The sequence below is a fragment of the Bacillus sp. OV322 genome (assembly GCF_900112495.1).
Lineage (GTDB): Bacteria > Bacillota > Bacilli > Bacillales > DSM-1321 > Peribacillus.
In genome coordinates this window covers 140,701-161,601 of sequence record NZ_FOMA01000005.1, presented here as the reverse complement: position 1 = coordinate 161,601, position 20,901 = coordinate 140,701, and the positions used below count along the sequence as shown (strand labels likewise).

18 protein-coding genes and 1 pseudogene are annotated in these 20,901 nt (G+C 41.5%); 3 read left to right on the top strand and 16 right to left on the bottom strand.

Going from position 1 to position 20,901, the window contains the following annotated elements:
• Positions 1 to 421: 421 nt before the first annotated feature.
• Entirely contained in the window at positions 422 to 1,264 is an 843-nt protein-coding gene (locus BM126_RS13505; RefSeq protein ID WP_090989984.1) for an alpha/beta fold hydrolase, read from the bottom strand.
• 340 nt (positions 1,265 to 1,604) lie between these two features.
• Here BM126_RS13505 and BM126_RS13500 point away from each other — a divergent pair, with 340 nt between their 5' ends.
• Entirely contained in the window at positions 1,605 to 1,832 is a 228-nt protein-coding gene (locus tag BM126_RS13500; protein WP_090989983.1) for a GNAT family N-acetyltransferase, read from the top strand.
• A gap of 408 nt (positions 1,833 to 2,240) precedes the next feature.
• Here BM126_RS13500 and BM126_RS13495 read toward each other — a convergent pair whose 3' ends face one another.
• Complete coding sequence (locus BM126_RS13495) at positions 2,241 to 2,393, bottom strand: DUF1540 domain-containing protein (protein ID WP_090989982.1); 153 nt, start codon at positions 2,391 to 2,393, stop codon at positions 2,241 to 2,243.
• Positions 2,394 to 2,566: 173 nt separating this feature from the next.
• Between BM126_RS13495 and BM126_RS13490 the strand changes: the two are divergent.
• Positions 2,567 to 2,758 (top strand): annotated as a pseudogene (locus BM126_RS13490) (HU family DNA-binding protein); the annotation flags it as partial.
• Here the strand turns inward: BM126_RS13490 and BM126_RS22415 are convergent.
• The 11 genes from BM126_RS22415 to BM126_RS13440 all read right to left on the bottom strand — a co-directional run bounded on the left by BM126_RS22415 (position 2,686) and on the right by BM126_RS13440 (position 14,802).
• Positions 2,686 to 2,838, bottom strand: a complete 153-nt coding sequence (locus tag BM126_RS22415; RefSeq protein WP_177201425.1) for an alpha/beta-type small acid-soluble spore protein — start codon at positions 2,836 to 2,838, stop codon at positions 2,686 to 2,688. The pseudogene BM126_RS13490 and the gene BM126_RS22415 overlap by 73 nt on opposite strands.
• Positions 2,839 to 2,866: 28 nt before the next feature.
• Positions 2,867 to 3,559: a beta-phosphoglucomutase gene (pgmB, locus tag BM126_RS13485; RefSeq protein WP_218154474.1), complete on the bottom strand. Its 693-nt coding sequence runs from the start codon at positions 3,557 to 3,559 to the stop codon at positions 2,867 to 2,869.
• Positions 3,556 to 4,692, bottom strand: a complete 1,137-nt coding sequence (locus BM126_RS13480) for a glycerate kinase (RefSeq protein ID WP_090989979.1) — start codon at positions 4,690 to 4,692, stop codon at positions 3,556 to 3,558. The genes pgmB and BM126_RS13480 overlap by 4 nt, the downstream gene beginning before the upstream one ends.
• A 17-nt stretch (positions 4,693 to 4,709) precedes the next feature.
• Complete coding sequence (locus tag BM126_RS13475) at positions 4,710 to 6,944, bottom strand: glycoside hydrolase family 65 protein (RefSeq protein WP_090989978.1); 2,235 nt, start codon at positions 6,942 to 6,944, stop codon at positions 4,710 to 4,712.
• Positions 6,941 to 7,975 carry a Gfo/Idh/MocA family protein gene (locus BM126_RS13470; RefSeq protein ID WP_218154473.1) on the bottom strand — a complete coding sequence of 345 codons (1,035 nt, stop codon included), beginning with the start codon at positions 7,973 to 7,975 and terminating at the stop codon, positions 6,941 to 6,943. Before BM126_RS13470 ends, BM126_RS13475 begins: the two co-directional genes overlap by 4 nt.
• 16 nt (positions 7,976 to 7,991) lie before the next feature.
• Entirely contained in the window at positions 7,992 to 8,786 is a 795-nt protein-coding gene (locus tag BM126_RS13465) for a sugar phosphate isomerase/epimerase family protein (protein WP_090989977.1), read from the bottom strand.
• 71 nt (positions 8,787 to 8,857) lie between these two features.
• Positions 8,858 to 9,916 (bottom strand): zinc-dependent alcohol dehydrogenase, encoded by a 1,059-nt coding sequence (locus BM126_RS13460; RefSeq protein WP_090989976.1) that lies wholly within the window; start codon positions 9,914 to 9,916, stop codon positions 8,858 to 8,860.
• 36 nt (positions 9,917 to 9,952) lie between these two features.
• Positions 9,953 to 10,801: a carbohydrate ABC transporter permease gene (locus BM126_RS13455; RefSeq protein WP_371261446.1), complete on the bottom strand. Its 849-nt coding sequence runs from the start codon at positions 10,799 to 10,801 to the stop codon at positions 9,953 to 9,955.
• Positions 10,794 to 11,675: a carbohydrate ABC transporter permease gene (locus BM126_RS13450; RefSeq protein ID WP_090989974.1), complete on the bottom strand. Its 882-nt coding sequence runs from the start codon at positions 11,673 to 11,675 to the stop codon at positions 10,794 to 10,796. The genes BM126_RS13455 and BM126_RS13450 overlap by 8 nt, the downstream gene beginning before the upstream one ends.
• Positions 11,676 to 11,803: 128 nt before the next feature.
• Positions 11,804 to 13,105, bottom strand: coding sequence for an ABC transporter substrate-binding protein (locus BM126_RS13445; RefSeq protein WP_090989973.1), 1,302 nt, complete (start codon positions 13,103 to 13,105; stop codon positions 11,804 to 11,806).
• Positions 13,106 to 13,116: 11 nt separating this feature from the next.
• Positions 13,117 to 14,802: a sugar phosphorylase gene (locus BM126_RS13440; protein WP_090989972.1), complete on the bottom strand. Its 1,686-nt coding sequence runs from the start codon at positions 14,800 to 14,802 to the stop codon at positions 13,117 to 13,119.
• Positions 14,803 to 15,109: 307 nt separating this feature from the next.
• On the opposite strand from BM126_RS13440, the gene BM126_RS13435 reads away from it, so the two are divergent.
• On the top strand, positions 15,110 to 16,120 hold the full coding sequence (locus tag BM126_RS13435) for a LacI family DNA-binding transcriptional regulator (protein ID WP_090989971.1): 1,011 nt from the start codon (positions 15,110 to 15,112) through the stop codon (positions 16,118 to 16,120).
• A gap of 251 nt (positions 16,121 to 16,371) precedes the next feature.
• On the opposite strand, the gene BM126_RS13430 is transcribed toward BM126_RS13435, so the two are convergent.
• The 3 genes from BM126_RS13430 to BM126_RS13410 form a co-directional block, all read right to left on the bottom strand.
• On the bottom strand, positions 16,372 to 16,821 hold the full coding sequence (locus BM126_RS13430; protein WP_090989970.1) for a selenium binding protein: 450 nt from the start codon (positions 16,819 to 16,821) through the stop codon (positions 16,372 to 16,374).
• A 356-nt stretch (positions 16,822 to 17,177) separates the two neighbouring features.
• On the bottom strand, positions 17,178 to 18,197 hold the full coding sequence (locus tag BM126_RS13425) for an STAS domain-containing protein (RefSeq protein ID WP_090989969.1): 1,020 nt from the start codon (positions 18,195 to 18,197) through the stop codon (positions 17,178 to 17,180).
• Positions 18,198 to 19,579: 1,382 nt separating this feature from the next.
• Positions 19,580 to 20,374: an SDR family oxidoreductase gene (locus BM126_RS13410; RefSeq protein WP_090989968.1), complete on the bottom strand. Its 795-nt coding sequence runs from the start codon at positions 20,372 to 20,374 to the stop codon at positions 19,580 to 19,582.
• Positions 20,375 to 20,901 lie beyond the last annotated feature (527 nt).

The window sequence follows — 20,901 nt, the reverse complement described above, 5'->3', positions numbered from 1 at the left end:
AGAGAAAGAGCTTTTGCTCCTTCCCCATTTTGATTTTTTGTTGTTAAAGCTTGTTTAAGTATGTATCTATGTATTTTGTTGCTACTACATTACTTTTATCATTCGTTTTAAATTTAGTGCCAACGTTGAAAAGAGGCATTATTCATGGGTTTTTTGAATGCCGCTTTTATATGTCATATATAAATTTTGCTTGATTTTCATGGTTCCAAACGAGCCTTCACACCATACTCTCTTTAGTTTTTGGATCATTTTATAATAACTTATTTTTGCCCTTTTTCTATTTCTTCTAATAGTTCGTAGGTGATAGGGCATGATATGCTCCTTCTGATGCTGTTTTCTCTGTTTAAAGTACACATCCTATGCGAGGTTGTATTAAATGCCGTATTATACTGAATGGGACTGGTATACCCAGTTAGGCTGATTAAATGATTTCTTTAATAAAGGTTTTTATTTCAGCCTTAAATCGGTTCGGTTCTTCTAAAAACGGGTAATGATTACTCATTGCAAATATGATCAAAGTTGAACGAGGTATTAACTCATTCATTTCTAATGAGTATGTTAAAGGGCATTGTACGTCATACTTGCCGCAAATTATTAAAGTTGGTGTTGAAATTAGTTTAAGCTTTCTAGTTACATCAAATATTTGAAGCTCCCTGCTAAAGCAATTCATTCTAATTGACGACATTTTTTTATGTACATTAAATGGAAAAATTTCATCATAACTCTCAGGCTTAAATAAGGATAATTTTATTCGCTCCTTAGTAAGTTCCCTTCTTGTCTGTAAGGGTAAATCAGAACGCTTTAGCTCTTCAATCAACATCTGCATTTTATTAAATTTAGGATGTTCTTCATTGTAAATGCATTCTGGAGAAAATGTCATATACTCTCTTGCAGCCGCACCAACAATAACATTAAATTTTAAATGGTTTGAGCAGTAAATGCCGTAAACTACCCCTAGCATTCCTCCCGTGGAATGACCTGCAAATCCCCATTTATTAAACCCTAATGCTTCACGAATTGCTTCTAAGTCAAATACAGATTCTAACAAGCTTAATTCATATGGCTGGGATGATTTTTCTGAATTTCCTGCTTCTCTAAGATTAACTAAGATCACTTTATTTGTACTTATAAAAGTTTCTGCAAAGTAATCGCCTGTCTCATTATATACCGCATAGAAATGAGTCACACAAAGTGGTTCTCCTTCGCCCTGAGTAAAGACTTCAAATCTTCCTCTGGTTGTTTCTACAAATATTTGTTTCCACATATAATCCTCACCTATACTTTTAGAAGTTTTATGTTAAACTTCAATAAAAACCGGTAAATCCCCTTCTTTTTCCAGCTTGCTCCTTTAGTTAAACAAGAAAACCGGCCTAATTTACAGCTTTGATCCTCAACTATGCACCTAAAACAAAAAAATTGAAGAGAAGGGTTGTATACGAGGACTCCTTTAACTCGCTTAGACCGAAGATCCTCTATACATAATTACGTACGGATATTTTACGCATAGATGAATCGTGTGGTGGAAAATGCTATGCAACCTGTTGGACATGAGTTCGGTAGAAAAGCGCTCTCATTCCCATCTGATTTAAAGTAGTGTTCAATAAATGAGGAAGGGAAAATTTGGATTTTCTTCTGGTGGTAAAGAAAGATCTGATAAATATCCTGTTTACACTGGTGAATTATATGCTATTTATATTCTAAAAGAGTATCAAGGAAATGGGTTAGGAAAATTATTGGTTAAACCAATCATTGAAGAACTACAACAAAAAAATATTTTCAATGATAGTTTGGGGACATATGTGGTTTTCAACTATCAAAGTGTACTCGGTTAGCACAGCTTTTCTTATCCTCATTTAAACACCTCTATTTTTTTATTTAATTTTACGAGTTTCTTTCAAAAATCCTATTGTGTTCGTCCGCTTAAGTTATTTATACCATTAAGCACTTTAATCACATTGTTGTTTAGTGTACTTTCAAGTATAAATAACTTTTCATTTGTCATCTTTTTCCTTCGCTTTAAAGCTATTTAATTCCGCAGAATTTCCCCATCACCACATACATAGATACATGCTTAAATAATATTATTTAATAAACTTTTAAATTGATTACCAATTTATATCCAATCCCCAGTTTGGAGACAAAGGAAACTAGCATCACTCATACCAATGGGGGAATGTCCCTATTTCTCCAAAAAAAAACGGGCGGCATCAGCCGTCCGGTCCATTCTGAATCGATTATTGTTAGCGATGTTCAAAGGTTTTACAAGCCGTTTCCGCAACATTGTCAGCATCATTGTTATCAAGGCCCACGACATAAATGGAGTCGGCAACACATTGATTCCCTTCGGCCCAGTACGTACAATTCTCTACGTTACACAAAACTTCGAGTTTCATAAAATGTCTCCTCCTCTTTATTGTTTAGTATCATATCCCCGTTTTTAGAAATGGATAAACACACATTGGCTTCTTCCTCCTTATTAATTAACTTATAGACTCCGGGTTCAACCTGCTCTATAGCCCCATAACGAATAAATTGTTTAATTCTTTTAGAAACATTAGAAGAAATGTTTGATGCGATATTAGATGCCCTAAAAAAAGGCGATAAAGATCAATTACTTGGTTTCGATAACTTTGAAATACGCGAACGTGCTGCGCGTACAGGTCGTAATCCTCAAACTGGAGAAATTCAAATAGCAGTTGGGAAAACCCCAGCCAGGTGTACTTCAACTAACGCCCCCAACTGTACCCCGAATTCCTGAACAATTTCAATTTCCAGTTGTTCTAAGGCATATTCTGTACCATTTACCAGGAGTTGATTACTATTATTACCTCTGGCCATTTATGCTCACCTAAAAAAAGTACCCCAATTAAACGCGGGGTACTCCTTTTTGTTGATTCCATTTAACAAACTGATCCTTAATTTCACTCCATTGAAGTTGGTCTGATGAATTTAATTTTAGATCTGCTTTTTCAAGGGTGCTTCCCACCCCTACAGCAAACATGCCGCTTGCCTTAATGGCGTCTACTCCTGCCTGGGCATCTTCAATTCCTATCGATTTTTCTGGATTCGCCTGGAGCTTCTTGCAGGCGGTCAGGAAGATCTCAGGATCTGGTTTTGATCTTTTGATTTTCGCAGCATCGACAATATAGTCAAATTGCTCCTCCAACCTTAGTGCCCTTATTACAGTACCAGCATTCTTTGAAACAGAGGCCAGGCCGACAGGGATTCCTTCAGCCTTAATCTCCGCTAACAAAGGCAGGATACCTGGCAGTACATCATTCGGTGTCAGCTCTTTTAGGAACTCACAATAATGCAGGTTCTTCTTATCAGCCATTTTTTCCTTTTCTTCAGTAGGGAAGTCATCCTGCCTATTTCCTTCCTGCAGGATGAGCTCCAATGAATCCATTCGGCTGACTCCCTTTAATCTTTCATTAAAAGCCTCATCAATCTCGATTCCTATTTCACCTGCAAGCTCCTTCCAAGCCAGGAAGTGAAAATGGGCGGTATCTGTAATTACTCCATCTAAATCAAAAACAACAGCTTCAATTATATCACTCACCATGTTCCCTCTTTCCGCAGCAAAGCTGCAATATTCCGAGATGTTCTCTCTATATTCTTATAAGCCTGCTTCAGAAGGTCCTCCATTGGCATTAAATCTGGAAGGGTAGGAAATACAGCATCGAATCCATGTTCATATAGAATCTCCGCTCCCTCTCCAACGCTTCCGCAAATAGCAATGACTTTTGTATGGGGCGGTGCGCACTTTGCGACTCCTGCCGGTGCTTTACCGAATATGGTCTGGCCATCCATTCTTCCTTCTCCTGATATGACGAAATCGGCATTCTGACAGACTTCCTTCATATTTAACTGATCCAGAACCAGATCAATTCCTTTTTGAAGGCGTGCGTTCGCAAATAGTAAAAGGCCTGCGCCCATTCCCCCTCCTGCACCGCTTCCAGGAATGAACTTAACATCCCTTCCAATACAGCTGCCGGCTATATCATAAAAACGCCTCATGGCAGCATCTATTTCAGCGAGTTTTTCCTTCGGCAGCCCTTTTTGGGGGCCATACACATAGGCTGCACCGTCAACTCCTGTCAAAGGATTTTCCACATCGGCAGCTACCGTTATTTTGACAGACTCCAGCCGCCTGTCACGATTTTTGCCAGATATGGATGTTACCTTTAACAAGTCTCCGCCCGTTCCCTTAAGTTCTTGTCCATCCTTATCAAAAAATTGAAAGCCCAAGGCAGCAGCCATCCCCATGCCGCCGTCATTTGTGGAGCTTCCTCCCACTCCAATAATGAGTTCAGAGGCCCCTTGCCCGATAGCATGAAGCATTAATTCGCCGACCCCATAAGAAGTCGTATGAAGAGGATTCCGTTCTTTAACAGGCACAAGATGGAGCCCGCAGGCTTCCGCCATTTCAATAAACCCTTTTTTTCCGTCTTGTGAGTAAGCTAGTCTCGCTTCCACCCGGCCGCCAAGCGGACCGGTGACCGAAATTTTTTCCATTCTTCCATTGTTTGCTTCTGCCAAGGCGTGAATGGTGCCTTCCCCCCCATCAGCTATGGGAAGAAGATGATATTCCGCTTCTGGAAAGACCTGCATGAACCCTGCCCTTATGGCCCTCGCTGCCTCACTTGCAGAGACACTTTCTTTAAATGAATCTGGTGCAATCACGATTTTCATGTTCTCCCCCCGATTGTTCAGTCGTTTCCCTGCAGCAGGGCTGCTGTGATTCTATCCTTAAGAAGGTGCTCTTCCCCATTCAGCATAATACGCATATCATTGCCCGAAATCATACGAATCTCAGTCTGCCGCTGGGTAATTTTAACGTTCAGCCTGTTCCCCCTGAAGGTAAGCGGGAAGGAAAGTTCCGTCCACTCGGCCGGCAGGCGGGGAGTTAAGCTTAATTGCCCATTTTTTATAGAGACATTTGCAAATCCAAATATAGCAGACATCCATATCGCTCCGAGTGACGCAGCATGTACCCCTTCGTCAGAGGAATGTGGATTGGGACCAAGATCGATTAAGCACGCTTCCTGGAAAAAACTGTAGGCCTGCTTTTGATCTTCAGCCCGTGAAGCAACAATGGCATGGATGGCCTTGCTTAAGGAAGAGTCATGGATTGTATGTTTTTCGTAATAGCTAAGATTTTTCTTAACCACTTCATCCGGGAATAAATCGGGCATTAAGTAAAGGAGCATGACCAGGTCGGCCTGCTTTAAGATTTGCATTTCATTTACTTCCTGTCGAGAATAGTCTAATAGGATTCCCTGGCTGCCTTGATTCTCCTTATAGTGGGCCAAATCGATTTCCGGCTTGCTCAGAAAGGTATCGTCCTGCGGAATGATCTGCTCGTCATTAGGCTGGGGCAGATACAGGCTTTCTAAAAATTCTTTTCCCTGCTTTACCAGCAGCTCATCCTGCTTCTTATACTTCTCCATAAAATAGAGCGCCTGCTCAACATTGTATTTCGCCATATAGTTGGTGTACGCATTATTATCGATATGCTCGGTATATTCATCTGGGCCAATCACATCTTTTATGACAGTCTGACTATTGTCCCATTCAGCCCTGCTGATCCAGAAACGGGCTGTCTCCTTCAGTAGCTCCAGGCCTTCCTTTTTCATAAATTCCTCATCCAATGTGGCTTCATAATAATTGACGACAGCATAGGCTATATCAGCAGCAATATGATGCTCGGCAATAGCCGAAGCCACCCTCTGCCGAAGGCCCGTCCTTATGTTGATGGCGGCCCATTCAGGAGTTTCCTCTTCTCCTGTCAGTGCACTTTCCCAAGGGAATAATGCGCCCCTATAGCCGTTGACTGCCGCCTTTTTCTTCGCCTGCTCCAGATTATTATATCTGTAGGAAAGCAGTTTCCTGGCTGTATCGGGTTCTGTGAACAAGTGGAATGGAACGATGAAAATCTCTGTATCCCAGAACACATGCCCCTTATATCCTTCCCCGGTCAGCCCCTTGGCACCTACGCTAAAGCGGCTATCATGAGACGGTGTCATCATTTCGATGTGATAGATGGCAAAATCCATGGCCAGCTGATCGAATTCATTATTTGAAGTAATTTCAACACGCTTATGATCCCAGAACTGCTTCCACTTTAAAGCAGATTCATTCAATAAAGAATCATAGGAGCAGGAGGAGTATTCCCTCATGGCCGTTTCACTTGCCCGCTTTGGATCCAGACCGCCAGGACCTTTATCCAGCGACGTAAACACAACCCCAGTCTTCTCCACCACTGCTGGTGTGTTGACCTGAAGATGTATCTTGATTGCGGTTATGAGCTGCCTGTTCTTAGCCGCGAAGGATATATCCGCTTCACCATTCACGCTGCATCTTGCGGCAATAGCCACCACGTGACCCGATTGGGTCGTTTTGTATATCCCCTGCAGCAGATCCTCCCCTAGTACACGAAGGCTTTCTTCAGTAAGGTGCTGTCTCCCGAAATTCGTCTGCTGGGCATCAATCCCTGTTACCACCTTTAAAGTTGCAGGACAATCAAGGCTTGTCACCGTCAGCTTAGAGGCATAGAGATGAAGGTCATTTTTCGCTGCAAAGCGATGGAACAGAAAGTGAAATCTAAATCCCGATCTGCTTTTCCAGAGAATCTCCCTTCTTAATTCTCCAGTCGATAAATCCAGTTCTCTAGTATAGGTGAGGATCTCACCGCTCGATAATGAGAAAATCTCTCCGTCAAGCTCAAGGCTCATCCCGGCAATATCAGGCAGATTGACCAGGTCAGAGGGCTCGTTTTCGGAGCCTTTATTGTAAATGCCGGCCACGTACATTCCCCTTACCTGCCCCGGATAATTTTCCTCCATTGCGGCCCGCAGCCCGAAATATCCATTGCCAACCGTCATTAGGCTTGCATTCTTGTTAAGTTTATGAAGATTGAATTCGTTTTCAACTAATGTTTTCATAAGGATATACTTTCACCTTTTTCAGCAGATTGATAGAGCGCTTCGACGAGCTGCTGGATCAAACAGCCCTGCCTTGCATCAGCAACCATGGCCTCCTTGTCTAAACACTTATCGACAAAAGCCGTCATGGCTTTTTGCTGTCTGTCCGGATCCGCTTCATTTCTTTGAAGTATGGTTGATAATTCACCCTTTTCATCTGTATAAATATGGGCAGGATACAGGACTGCCCCTGCTTCATCTCCCATGAATTCGACATTCATGACAGAGGTTTCTTTAATGTTTAATGCAAAGGAAGTCTCCAGCTGCAGCAAGGCTCCTCCTTCCAGTTCAATGAACCCGAAGAGGGAGTCTTCTACCTCGTACTTTTCGGGATTCCATTCGCCAAGTGAGCCATGGCATTTTTTCCTGCCGATCTTCTGAAACATCTTGGCTGTAACTTTTTCTACTTTGGGATAATCGAGCACATACAGCGCAGCATCCAGCATATGGACCCCAAGATCAATCAGGGGCCCTCCCCCCTGCATGTCCTTATTGGTAAAGTTCCCCCAACCGGGAACTCCGCAGCGCCGTAATGCCCGCACCTTTACTGCATAGACATCACCAAGAACTCCTTCTGCGACTTTTTCTCTCATGACTTGTACATCTTCGGCAAAGCGGTGATGAAAATTATATGCAAGGATACGGCCGTTTTTCTCCGCAGTCTCCTGCATGTGCTTTGCCTGGACCGCAGAAATGGCGGGAGGTTTCTCACATAATACATGACAGCCATGAGAGAGTGCCTGCAGCACATTCTCATAATGAAATTTATTGGGTGTACAAACACTTACAATATCTGGCTTTTCGGCAAGGAGCATTTCCTCTACATAGGTATAAAAACGGGGAATCCCATTCCGTTCAGCAAAGCTTCCAGCCCGATCCCGATTTGGGCTTGCTACTGCCACAATCTCGAGTTCCTCCCGGGTACGATAGTAGGGGATGTGAATTTTTTCAGCCATCTGCCCACCGCCGATGATTGCAACCTTCTTCTTCACAGTATGCACCCCCTCTTTACCTCAGTGATTCCTTCAAATGCTGCAGAGCCTGCAGGTATTCAGCCTTGGGATCATTTCCTCTGATCCTACATTCAAGGGTCAGGTATCCATCATAGCCGTCTTCCTTCAGGGTAGAAAAATGCTTGTGGAAGTCGATGGAGCCGCTGCCTGGCTGATACCTGTGGTTATCTGCCAGATGAATATGGCCGATTAAATCCCGATTTTCATGCAGGGCCTCAGATATACCATCTTCTTCAATATTCATATGATAGAAGTCGGCAATGATCTTAACATTATTAAATTGATTTTCTTCTATATAGCTTCTAGCATCCGCCAAGGTGTTGATCATATGGTCCTGGTAGCGGTTCAATGGCTCCAGGAATATGGTTGTGCCGGTCTCTTCAGCTGCCTTCTCAAGGTACACCAATGATTCTGTTACAGCCTTTCTATCTCCTTCAAGGCTTCTAGGGGACACCATAGGCGGAAGGCGGAAGGTGAACATTCCCCAGGCTGCCGGCACTACGATTCCTTTTCCGCCAACCTCTTTCAGTGCTTTTAATATCTTCTTGATCTCTGCAAGACCATTCAGCCTGCGCTCTTCGATAAAGTCGCCGATCCATCCATCATAGCCGCCGCATGCCGTGGTAACCGGAATTCCAGTTTCTGCGATTGCTTCTTTTACTTCCTCTAAATGATCAACAAGCAGCCTGCCATCAATTTCAAACCCTTCGAAGCCGGCTTCCTTTAAAAACCTGAATTTTTCTTTGATCGATTCTGGAAAAAAAGCCTGATTTTGTGTACCAATCTTCATGGATGATTCCTCCCTAATAAGAATCTCAAGGCTGGACTGCCAGGAGCCGGCCTTGAGATTGTGGTCATTTCTTATTTTTTATATTCGATGCCCATTTTGATGCTGAGCTCAGGATGCTGATCGATATACTTCATATAAGCGTCCGCACTCTCTTCGAATGTCACAATAGGCTCAATAATGTCCTCACAATTTAAGTATCCGTTCATTAATAATTCCCAGCATGTATCTTCAATGCGCTTTCTGTTCCAGCGCGGATAATCCGGGTTAGGCTCGCTTGCTGCCCTGGAAAATACGATTTTCGCGTTGTTAAAATGAGCTTCCCGTCCGAAATTCAATCCTTCCGGGAACGCCTTTCCGAAGGCTACATAAGAAATGGTCCCTCCATAAGCAATCCCCCGAAGTGCCGCCTGCAAGGCCGCTGCGTTTCCGCTTGTTTCGATAATGGAGTCTGCACCGAGCTTATTTGTGAGCTTTTTCACTTCAAAGCCTACATCACAAGCAGTGGGATCAAGGCCGACATCGGCGCCGTTGCGGATCGCAATATCCCGTCTATGAGCCAGCGGATCCACTCCAACCACGAGGCTTGCCCCGGCTTTTTTAGCCAGCTGAATGGCAATCTGGCCTATTGCGCCCAGGCCCACTACAACCACATAATCGCCTGCACGGACATTAGCATCGCGGACGCCGCTCATCGCAAATTGGGCCGGATCATAGCAAACAGCATTCTGCCATTTTGCTCCCTCTGGCATCTTGCGCAGACGGTGGTTATTTACGGCTTTTACAGTGACCGTTTCCATAATTGGCCCATACGTACAGACCGTATCTCCCACCTCATAACTAGTGACCTCCGAACCGGCTTCAACAATTTCGCCTACAACCATGTTTCCAAGCTGAAATTCACCGAACACGATTCCTTTTGAAGAACCCTCTTCACGGGGCATGAACATGCGCCATTCTTCTGAGAAGTTTTCATCCATAAAAGGAGTCAGACCGCGGAAATCAATCACTTCCGTCCCGTGCTTAGGGGATGCAAATTCAACTGAAATTTTTACTTCATTTGGCTGGATACCACGGTCTTCATATTCTACAAAAGCTGCTAATCTTGGTTCTGCGGCTACTAATTTCTTCATTCTATTTACCTTCTCTCAACAAATTTAAATAAATGGTTATCCTTTTACTCCGCCTTCAGTTAAGTTTCCTTTAATGAAGTGCTCGGAGATAGCATACATCACAACAACTGGAAGCGCGGTTACCAGCGAGGCAGCCATCATGCGGCCCCACACATAATCAGGTGTGCTGAACAAGGAGTTCAAGCCGATTGGAAGCGTGAAGTTCACGGAATCCGAAAGGAAGATCGATGCAAACAGATAGTCATTCCAGGCTACCATGAAGGAATAGACAAATACGGAAATGATCCCTGAAATGGATAGCGGAATCACAATATAGAAAATAATCTGCACCCGGTTCAAGCCGTCAATCATTGCGGCCTCCTCTAAATCCTCCGGGATGGTGTCAAAATAGCTTTTCAGCATGAAAATTGCCGTAGGGAGAGTCTGTACGATCATTGTGATAATCAGCGCCGTTTTGGTATCATATAGCCCAAGTCCTGATATGATTTTGAATAAAGGGACGACTAGAAGGATCCCCGAGAACATGTATACGGTATAAAAGCTTGCATTAATGACTGTACGGCCCATGAATTTCAGCTTTGACAGGGCATAGGCGCCAAATATTCCTATAAACACAGCCAGTACGGCCGCGGTCAGCGCCACCATTAAGCTATTTTTGAAATACGATATATACGGAAAGATATCCGGATTGAAGATATCCACATAATGCCTGAATGTCCAATCCTTCGGCAGGAAGGTCGGATTAGTGGCTACGGCTTCCTTTGAGCTTTTAAAGGAAGTCATCATCATAATGTAAAATGGGAATAAAGAGACAACGAGCAGGATGACCAGCCCTGTATAAAAAGCGATCTTTCTTGCTGTTTTGCTCTTTTTACTGCTAGCCATTGCCATTCAAATTCACCCGCTTTCTTGATCCTAAAATGACAACTGATAGAATAATAAAGAGAATCACGGAAATTGAAGCTGCTTTACCAAGGTCGTTAAAGGCAAAGGCTGTCTTATACAGGTAAATGCCAAGGATATTGACCTTGTTTGTAAGCAGATATACATCTGTAAACATGTAGAACAGCCATATTGACCTCAGGGTGATGACAGTAATCAGCACCGGCATGATGGCCGGTATGGTAACAATCTTGAACTTCTGCCAAATGGATGCCCCGTCAATTTCTGCCGCTTCGTAAAGACTGGAGTCGATCGTCTGGAGAATCGCCAGGAATGAGATAAACGCATATGGGAAGTACCTCCAGATGGCAAATAGAACAACCAGGATGAAGCTGCTGACTGGATTGTCAAACCAGAGCGGGGCCTTGTCAAATAGGTGAAGAAGGTCTCCACCGATATAATTAACAACGCCATAGCCGTTATTGAACATGTATTTCCAGGCAAAGACTAGTGAAATGGAAGGTGTTACATAAGATAAGATAATCAATGAACGGGCAACTTTCCGGAATTTAAACGGACGGTTAAAGAAAATCGCGACGGCAAGCCCCAGCCCTGTGCTTCCGGCAACCGCCAAAATCATATATAAAAAAGTAATTCCCAGGGATTTAAAAAACTCTGCATCTGTCAAGATCGCTGTATAATTTTTCAGTCCTACGAAAACAGCGTCCAACCTAGGATTGATTGGCTGATCAAAGAAGCTGATCTGAATATTCGATATCATTGGGTATGCGACCAGCAGTAGGACTAAAAAGACACTCGGAAAAAGCAGGACCGCTGCCAGCTTCAAATCTGACTTCCCTCTTCTTTTCTTCTTCATAAGCTCCCCCCTTAAGGTATAATGGGCTCCCTTCCTAAGAAAGGCGCACTTTTTGCAGACCAATATTTACTTTTCCTCCATGTTAAAAAGCAGAGGGTATTGCCATTAGGTAAATACCCTCCCTGTTATTATTTGTTCAGTACGTCCTCAATCGTCTTTTCAGCCTTTTTCAGCTCACCATCCACGCTTTTGCCGCCGACTGTGATGTTGTTCACCAGCTTAGGAATAGCACCCGAGCTTGTTACATCGCCCATTTTCAAGAAATTCTTCCCATCTACTAATCCAAAGACTTGAATGTCATTGAAGGAGGATGCGATTTCAGTTGATAGTGCACCAAAGGATTTGACAACTTTATTAGCCTGGTAATCGGCATTTTCCGTAACAGCCTTGCTGACCGGCTGTGCACCTCCAGGTGACATCAGCACCCAGGACGTCATGTTTTCCGGCTTAGACAGGAATGCAGTGAACTTTTGTGCAGCTGCTTTTTGAGCATCATCCAATCCAGAAGAAATCGTGATGGCTGATACAGTTCCGAATACAGCCTTCGTCTTTTTCTCCGGGATGGCAAAACCAATATTCGCTGAGTCGCCTTCCTCATAGACAGAAGGAAGAATATAGGTGGAGTAGACAGCCATTGGAGCTGTGCCGTTCATAAAAGCATCCTTAACTTCAGTCGTATCATTAGAGCCCGGCATGGTATATTTTGATAATTCTTTGTAGTAATCCAGGGCTTCTTTCATCTCCTTAGAATCGATATCCAGCTTGCCTTTTCCATTTAGAACATTCGCATTATTGGATAATGCAAATTGAGAGAGTGCCTGCTCTGAAAAAACGCCTTCAACAGTCGGCATGGCAATTCCGTATTTCTTATTGGCGTTGTCTGTAAACGCTTTTGCAATGTTCAATACATCATCCCAGTTTTTTGGCTCTGACAATCCTTTAGAAGCAAGCATTTTTTTGTTATACCAGATGCCCTGGACCCATCCAGAGATCGGTACACCAGTATAGCTTTTGCCATCCTCAGTCTTAACCAGCTTCAATGCCCCATCATAGAAATTATCCTTGCCTGCTTTATCAAGGACTTTTTTAACAGCACTTTTATCAATGAGCTCATCTTTATCCATGACCTTCGCATAGTCCTGGCCGACTTCCAGAACGGCAGGAAGCTTTCCGGCACTCGCAAGTGTTACAATCTTCGTATTGTAGGAATCTTCCTCAACCGGTACCTGCTTAATTTTGATATTTGGATTTTCTTTTTCAAACTTGTCAACCAGCTTATTGATGACAGCGAGCCGTTCCTGTTCAACAGATGAATGCATAAACTCAATGGTTGTCTTTTCTTTTGAACCGGCCTTTTGTCCGCCGCTGCACGCATTCAATAACACACCTACAAGCAGAACTACTGTTAATATCAGGCTTTTCCTTTTCATCCTTTTGCCTCCTAGTTAATGGTTTTTAACCATACAAATTGATATGGGTCCAGTGTGATTTTTTCAGTAATCTCTATCATTTCACCTGTCAATAGATTTTGAAAGCTGCCGGATAGACGGCAGTCCAGGGTTTCGTCTGCCAGGTTATGAATGATGGTCAGCACCTCATCTGAGCTGTTCAATCGTTTAAACGCAAACGCTCTGCTTCCCAAATCTAAGACTTCCATATCTGCCGACGGATGGAATAGTGCTTCCTCTTTCCTGACTTTAATTATGTCTGTCAGCCCGGTAAAAATTTTATTTCTAAGGGATCCGCCTTCATGCAGCTCAACTGTAATTTCCTCCAGGGTATATTTCTCCCGGTTAATGGAGCGGTTCATCCCTGTCCGTCTTACACCCTCATAATCGTTCCGGGATCCTAGCATACTCTGGATATAGACGGCAGGCACCCCCGGCAGCGTCAATAGAATGGAATGTGCAGCCAGAAATCTCTTCACCCTCAATTCATCATCATCCAACTGTTTATTCAGGGCGTCCATATAGGTGACATTTACCTCATAAGGACTTTCCGTGCCATCTGGATTTTTCTTGTAATTCACTAAAGCGCCTTCATTTTTAAGACTCTTTACTAAAGCCAGAATCTCCTCTTCCGGTATGATGCCGCGGATCGGGTTAAGCCCGATACCGTCATGTGATGCCAGGAAGTTAAAGAAGGTTGTCTTATCACCCGGCACTTTTAAATTTCTTGCCCACTCTGTAAGCGCGCTTCCATCTCCGCGATTGATTGAATACAAGACCAGCGGAGGAAGAGGGAATTGGTAGACCATATGTGCCTCATCACTGCCATTCCCAAAGTAAGAAATGTTATCCTTTTGCGGCACATTGGTTTCTGTAATAATGACGGTCCCTTTCGCAGCCTCTTCAACGATATCCCGGAATAGCTTTACAATCTGATGGGTTTTTTCCAAATGAATGCAGCTGGTTCCAGGTTCTTTCCACATGAAGCCTACCGCATCTAGTCTGATATATTCTGCACCCTTTTCAAGATAGAATAGTAGAACATCTATCATTTTCAACAGGACCAGGGGGTTGCTGAAGTTCAAGTCAATCTGGTCTTCACTGAAGGTTGTCCATATATACCTTTCTGTTCCGTCCTCCAGTCTGAACTTTGTCAGGACCGGGGTTGCCCTCGGCCTTGTGACAGCGCTGAGGTCTATTTCGGTATCCATTTCAGTAAAGAAATGATTGAAATCGGGATTCCCATTGAGATATTCCGTAAACCAATCACTCTTGGCAGAGATATGGTTGCAGACAAAGTCAAACATGATACTGGTTTTCTTTGAAAGATTTTCAACATCTCCCCAATCACCTGCAATCGGATTCACCTTCTGATAATCTATTACGGAAAATCCATCGTCCGATGAATATGGGTAGAAAGGAAGAAGATGGACAACCCCGAATTTATCTTTGAAATATTGTTCATACATTTTCTCGAGAGCAGTCAGCGCAGGCTGACCATCCTTTTGAAATTGATCGGCATATGTAATTAAGACCACATCATCCTGATCCCAGTCCTGCTTTCTTTTTCTTAGAGATTTCTTGCCCGCTTCCATCAATTTTTCTTGAAGGCTCGGCAAAATCGATTCTGTATCTTTTTCATCATAAATTTTTAACAGTCTTTCTCTTAAGTTCATCATGTACGCCTCCTCCTTGGAACCGCTCCCATAGCGATGTAAAAAAAGTTGTGGAACCGCTCCCACAGAAAAAATATAGTATAGAAAACGCTTTCTGTCAATATATAAAATTTTTAGATAATAACTAGTTTAGAAAAATAGGCTGGTGAAAATCTTTTTGTTGCTATAGGTATTAATTAACCCTATAATTTACAATAAAACCGCTTTCTCGATGACAAAACGCCTTATCCTCCTTTGCAGCTTGAATCTAGCGTTTGATTGGAACCGCATACAACCATCCCAGCAGGAATAGTTAAGAGGGGGAATTCTATTGGGACACACTATATACGATATTGCACGTGCAGCAAATGTATCAAAATCAACCGTTTCCCGCGTGCTGAATAATCAGACTAATATTTCTCCGGAATCCAGGGAACGTGTATTGAAAGCAATTGAGCAATTAAACTATCAGCCCAGTAAATTAGCGAGGGCTCTTTCTTCTGGCTTTGATGCCTTAATGGTGCTCTCCCGGCCTGCCAAAACGACAGAAAATAATCCCTTTTTCTCGGAAATCATCCACACCATCTCAATAATGTCCGAAGAAGAGGATTTTGATTTGATCCTGCAGACTTCAAAAGACAGCCGGGATGATCTGCAAAAATGTGTCACGAAAATAAAAGAAAAGATGATTAAAGGCATTATCATGCTGAGCTCTCCGGCAGATGAAAGCTTTTTCCAGCAGATTGACCAATTCAATATCCCTATTGTGGTGATTGGAAAAGTAGATGGAAACTTTAGGAATGTATTCTCAGTCGATACAAACAACTATCAGGATAGCTTTGACCTTACCCAATACCTGATAGACAGAGGCCACAGGGATATTGCATGCCTGCACTCACCGCTGGATTATCATGTATCAATAGACCGGCTGGAAGGATTCATAGGCTGTATGAGGGCCAATGGTTTAGAAGTCAATAATGAAAGGATCATTGACAGCGGTTATACAGTAGATGCAGCCCATCTAGCAGCTAAGATGCTTATTGCCGGCACAATGCCGACGGCTGTTGTTGCGACCGATGACCTAAAGGTCATGAGCATTTATAAAATTGCGGCAGAAAAAGGGATATCAATCCCTGAAGATCTGTCTGTAGTCGGCTATAGCAACCCTAATATTTATCCATTTCTATCTCCTTCCTTAACCTGTAAGGAGATTCCGGTCAAAAAGCTTGGGGATATCGCAGCAAAGGTCCTTTTTTCTAGGATTAAGGAGGGAAGTAATCCAGAACGTCAAACCATCATACCAACTAAATCCATCATCCAAAAATCAGTTGCCACTATATAGGGCATTAATTAATGGCGGCCTCATAAGGGGGGCATCCCCTTATAAGGCCGCCTAATTCGTCATTCCCAACAACTTCGCGCTAAATCAGTGTTTAGTGTGAACCTTCATTGCGTATTGGAGACCGATTAAGGGAAAGATTATCCTTTCCCCTCTCCCAATACATAAATTTAAATTTTAGTTTAATAAAAAAGATTGATAATTTTTACCTATGTTGCTCAACAAATGCGCCCATTAGTGTGAAGGCTTATATTTTAATGTCCTCTAAATTTATGAAGTTCGGTACTTAATTCGCCATTCTGTTTGATAAAGTCATACAAAAATTCTTGTGTAATATAGGTTTGCTTTCCGTTTTTGTATTTAGTAGCTAATATTTGATTATCTACATCTTCAGAGAGACCACTTCCTCTAGGAGCAGCAACTTGGAAGCTATGCATAATTCTATTCCTTATCCCAATAATCTCGCTAAATTTCTTAGCAATAAAGGTATTTGAATTTTTTGTAATGGTATTCTTTACCGGTTCCGATAATTCCCCAGAAGTACGATCTATTAACTGCTGCCAATCATATTCATCCGTTTCATCATTAGTTAGTATATTTTCAATAATGAACGCATTATTGGAATTAAAAACACAAATTGCGCTCCCTAATAACTCCCTATATTTCCTGGATGGCAAAGCTTGGCGACTGTAATCTTCATACAAATCCTTTTCCTCCATTTCTTAACAATTTGGCCCTTTAACGGAATAACTTTATTATCACTTAACAGGTTCCTAATCCACAAGAAAAACCGAAATCCCTTCTTTATTGGGGTCAGATCTTGGGAGTAAGAAACAACTTTGCAGGTTCTTCGATTGAACTTCTTTCCATTTACCGTCATACTAACTCAACGCAGACAGTCAGAATACAAAAAGATCGCCACATACCTGGCCTACTAGGTATGTGGCGATCTTTTTTTTGATGACGTATGATGGAGGTTCTAGCCATAAAAATGCTTGTGGAGAAAAAATAAGGGCTTTCTCAACAAGCTGACAAGAGGTTTCCTCTTGTCTTAATTACTTTATACAATAGATTTCCCTGCCTCAGCTAAAGCATGGTGAATCCCATGCTGGAGGGTTCTGAAGCATTCAAATTTTGAAAGGTTAATTCCAGATTGAGTTAGGGTGATTCCCAATTCTGCAGAAATCCCTACCAATATAGTCTTAATACCAATTAAAGAAGCAGCTGCTCCAATTTTTTCGATAAAGTTGGCAGTATACTGACTTACTTCCATATCTAAACCAGTTAGATCTAGAACTAAAAAGTTTGCTTGGTGTTGAGGGAGGTTAAACAGCGTATTAGCTATTAAATCTTCAGATCGTTCTTCATCATATTTCCCAAGAAGAGGAACAACCACAATGCCTTCTAATACAGGGATAACTGGGGAAGATAATTGTTTAACCAAATCCCTTAATTCCTTGGTCTTTTGTTCAACCATTACTTCAAGCTGCTTTATCTGTTCTGACTCTTTCTTCCTCGATAATTCATGGATATTATCTGATACTGTTATATCGGATGGGTAATATTCAATAATACTGTATTCATGCCCCTCCAGTTGGTCTTGCACAATTCTATACCAGATTCTCGTACCAAATAAACCAGTGAAAATCCCCGCATAATGAGCCGCTAAATATAAACCGCTCTGTTTTTTCCCCTGAGCTAAGTTAATCTTATATTCCCAGCTGTCTTTAATCTCTGCAATAAGCGTTTTGGATTGAAAATCAAGTTCCCTGATTTCTGTTCTTCCCCAGCCTGCTGACGCATATGTATTGGTAATCCTTTTTGCTGCTTCAATTACACTTAATTGCTTCATCCTTTCAAAATATTCACCAACCACAAGCCCCTGGCGATAACCAGTAGTCTCAAACACAAGTTGGGTAGCCTCTTCACCCGAAATTTCTTCAATGGTATCAAAAAAGGTTTTCATTGCACTTGAAATCCAGAATAAGACCGCGTCTTCTCCCTCAAAAGTGAATTTCCCTTTATCTAAATCCCAGCCAAAATCTAGGCCGCCAATATTAATGTTAGTATTATGATTCATTTAAAATTCTCCTATAATATATTTGATTTACTTAACAGAATTATTATAGCATTATGATATTAATTATAAAATTAAAGCAGCCTGCATTTGGTATGGACAAAACAAAATAGGTTGCCGAAAGCAGCTCTATCTTCTTAAACAAACGCACTCAGTTACTTTAAGTACAATTCTTCACATTCTTAAAAAGTATCCAGTATTCTAATTAACAAAAACGATTATTCAGCTACCTAAGCCAAGTGCGTATCCAAATGTTTTAAAATTTCTGCTGTAGATTAATGGTGTATCCAAAATGACGGCTGGTCTATTGATTCTGCTACTGAAATTTTTAGTGAGTAATTAATATCTGATGACGAGTTTTTTGTTGCCGAATCTGAAAAATTTATGGGAATAATAAACTCTATCATCAATTGAAAAAAGAAATTGGAATAAGAAAAAAATAGGGAGATTTTAATCTTCCTATTTCTTTCATTCATATTATTTATCTGTTTGTTTTTGCTTCTTTTTTAAATACTCCGCGCGTATTTTTTCAAGTTGCTGCACTTTATCAAATTTGGCAGGCGTCTGTTTTTCATGAAACTTTGTCACAGCTACCTTACCTTTGGTAGCCAATTTATATTTTCTCAATTTGTTCACATACTTTTCTTGTCATTAAAGAGAATCTATTCAACAAATATAATATACCTTATTTTACTGAAGTAAACCTTATTACTTTATCAGGGTGTATTATCAATTCGTTTATTAATATTTCCTCTACATTCAATCTTAGTCCAATTTACACTTTTATCCATTTCGTATGTCTCTGAGGACTTCTTATAATTCACTTGTAATTTATCGTTGGTAATCCATTTGATTTGAAATTGGTTATCTGAAACAAATGTGTTTCCAGATTTATTCAGTAGCCCCTCATCGACATCAAAAAGTGATAACTGATATGATGTTCCTGTTGTAGCACCACAATCTCTCTGAAAATATAAGCTACTTTATCTTCATTCGGTGACCGTAACTTTTGAACAATTTCGTTTACACACATATCTTCAAATAGTTTATCAAGTATATAACTAACCGAAAGATAAAGACCGAATAGAACTATTGCGATTATCAAAAAAGGTTTTAATTTCTTTACCCATTTATTTTTCATTGTTTCGGCCTTTCCCTATTATGAGTTAACGTAAATATATTATATCTTTAATATCAAAAACCTTATCCGTAAGTCCTAATCGTTGTACGGGTGTTAATCTTTGTTTATCTCCAGACTCGGGTATCGCCAACATCCAACATTTCGGAAATTATGTACGCTAATCAAATTCAAACATAAAAAAGTCGAATTCCCTGTTCGTTAAGGAACCGACTTTTTTTATTTAACTTCTTCAAGTAAAGTTACTTTAAGTGTAAAATATGTCCATCTCCCACCATTTTTGTTCTTCTTGCTTCATCTGTTTCTCGGTTTGCTGAGGATAGGCGGTCCGGAATTTATGATGGTCAGCTGGAATGATTTCTACCATTTTTGCAATCATATCTTCCGGGTCAAACTGGTTGTTTAAGCCCTCTTCCGCCTTTTTTATATCCTCTTTTCTCGTGAAGTTTTTCTCTTCATCGTACCATTTCCATAGCTCTTCTGCCGCGCGATCATTAAAACCTGTCTTGAAGGAACCAGGGTTAATGGTGGCAACTTTTACTCCAAATCCTTGAAGTTCCAACTGAAGGGTATGGGCAATTGCTTCAATCGCGTGCTTTGTAGCGGCATATGGACCGCCATATGGAGATGCCAAAATTCCAGATTCTGAACTCATAAAGACGATTTTTCCGCTTCCCTTTTGAACCATCTTACGTGCAGCTATCTGTACTGTTTCCAAGGTTGCGAAAACATTTACTTCAAAGAGTGCCCGAAATCGGTTCATAGGCACTTCTCCGAGTGGCCCTCGTTCATTAATGGCAGCATTTGCAACAAATACGTCAAAATCATACTTCTCTATCTGTTCCAGATCCAAAGGGTTCGTAATATCGACTTTAATCACCTCCATATCCAGTTCCAGGTCATTTGCTTCCCGCAGAAGGTCTGTTTTTTGAGAAGTAAGCTCTGTAGTTGCAATCACACGATGACCTTTTTGGGCGAGACCAATTGCTGCGCCTCTGCCCAGCCCGGTGCCTGCACCAGTAATAAAAATTGTTTTGTCCATGTTAAATTCCACCAGTTCGAAATAGCATGCCAATTTATTGTTCCCAATTGTAGTAAGAGCAAACCGAACATGCACAACTTTACCGATTCGATTCCTGCAGGATTAATGACGGCGTCGCTGTAAAAAAACCGGCGATGATTTCTTTTTATCTGCTGTAGTGCTAAACCGTCTATATGTACCCCAATGGGAGAAAACATATTAAAGTATTGCTTTGACCGAATCATCGAAAAACAGGTTTAAAAAACAATTACGCCTAATGGGCTTCGACATACACATCTAACTATCTTAATTGTCCAAAAACAACCTGTTACCTTTGTTGCTGAACGTTCAGGAAATATACCACAGATGATTTGTCATATTTACGGCCATAACTATAAGGCGCTGGAGGAAGAAGCTGTAAATGTATTTTCCAAAGCGTTGATTTGTACTTTTATATGGAGTGATGGACGGCTAGAAATTGGACTTGGAAATTTAAAGAGAGGAATGGTTTCCATCCCTCTCTTAACAGTTTATTTTAATCATTTGAA

What these genes read in the sequence shown, in the direction of transcription:
- BM126_RS13505 (WP_090989984.1), bottom strand. Translation starts at nt 1,264, where the DNA reads ATGTGGAAACAAATATTTGTAGAAACAACCAGAGGAAGATTTGAAGTC.
- BM126_RS13425 (WP_090989969.1), bottom strand. Translation starts at nt 18,197, where the DNA reads ATGAATCATAATACTAACATTAATATTGGCGGCCTAGATTTTGGCTGG.
- BM126_RS13495 (WP_090989982.1), bottom strand. Translation starts at nt 2,393, where the DNA reads ATGAAACTCGAAGTTTTGTGTAACGTAGAGAATTGTACGTACTGGGCC.
- BM126_RS13475 (WP_090989978.1), bottom strand. Translation starts at nt 6,944, where the DNA reads ATGAAAACATTAGTTGAAAACGAATTCAATCTTCATAAACTTAACAAG.
- BM126_RS13500 (WP_090989983.1), top strand. Translation starts at nt 1,605, where the DNA reads ATGAGGAAGGGAAAATTTGGATTTTCTTCTGGTGGTAAAGAAAGATCT.
- BM126_RS13465 (WP_090989977.1), bottom strand. Translation starts at nt 8,786, where the DNA reads ATGAAGATTGGTACACAAAATCAGGCTTTTTTTCCAGAATCGATCAAA.
- BM126_RS13445 (WP_090989973.1), bottom strand. Translation starts at nt 13,105, where the DNA reads ATGAAAAGGAAAAGCCTGATATTAACAGTAGTTCTGCTTGTAGGTGTG.
- BM126_RS13455 (WP_371261446.1), bottom strand. Translation starts at nt 10,801, where the DNA reads ATGGCTAGCAGTAAAAAGAGCAAAACAGCAAGAAAGATCGCTTTTTAT.
- BM126_RS13480 (WP_090989979.1), bottom strand. Translation starts at nt 4,692, where the DNA reads ATGAAAATCGTGATTGCACCAGATTCATTTAAAGAAAGTGTCTCTGCA.
- BM126_RS13440 (WP_090989972.1), bottom strand. Translation starts at nt 14,802, where the DNA reads ATGATGAACTTAAGAGAAAGACTGTTAAAAATTTATGATGAAAAAGAT.
- BM126_RS13460 (WP_090989976.1), bottom strand. Translation starts at nt 9,916, where the DNA reads ATGAAGAAATTAGTAGCCGCAGAACCAAGATTAGCAGCTTTTGTAGAA.
- BM126_RS13410 (WP_090989968.1), bottom strand. Translation starts at nt 20,374, where the DNA reads ATGGACAAAACAATTTTTATTACTGGTGCAGGCACCGGGCTGGGCAGA.
- BM126_RS13450 (WP_090989974.1), bottom strand. Translation starts at nt 11,675, where the DNA reads ATGAAGAAGAAAAGAAGAGGGAAGTCAGATTTGAAGCTGGCAGCGGTC.
- BM126_RS22415 (WP_177201425.1), bottom strand. Translation starts at nt 2,838, where the DNA reads ATGGCCAGAGGTAATAATAGTAATCAACTCCTGGTAAATGGTACAGAA.